The sequence below is a fragment of the Halomonas sp. ND22Bw genome, from assembly GCF_003011945.1.
Taxonomy (GTDB): Bacteria; Pseudomonadota; Gammaproteobacteria; order Pseudomonadales; family Halomonadaceae; genus Halomonas; species Halomonas halophila.
Window position 1 is genome coordinate 1 of sequence record NZ_PXWD01001830.1, and the last position, 234, is coordinate 234.

General features: G+C 70.5%; 1 protein-coding gene. It reads left to right on the forward strand.

Annotated elements, in window-relative coordinates:
• Nucleotides 1–84 precede the first annotated feature (84 nt).
• Nucleotides 85–234: FAD-dependent oxidoreductase (locus CVH10_RS24600; RefSeq protein WP_146143418.1), on the forward strand; the 150-nt coding region annotated here is incomplete at its 3' end.

The following is a 234-nucleotide window of genomic DNA, read 5'->3' on the forward strand; positions in this document are numbered from 1 at the left end:
TATGGCGGGCAGCGGTTGACCCGTGCGGGGTCGGCGCTAGTGTCCGCGCGCCTTTTCCCGCGCGCCAGAAGACCAGAGGATACCATGGCCGAAGCCACCGCCGCCTACGACGTCGTCATCATCGGCGGAGGCCCTGGCGGCTATAACGCCGCGATCCGCGCCGGCCAGCTGGGCCTGAAGGTCGCCTGCGTGGAGATGCGTTCGCCCCTGGGGGGCACCTGCCTGAACGTCGGC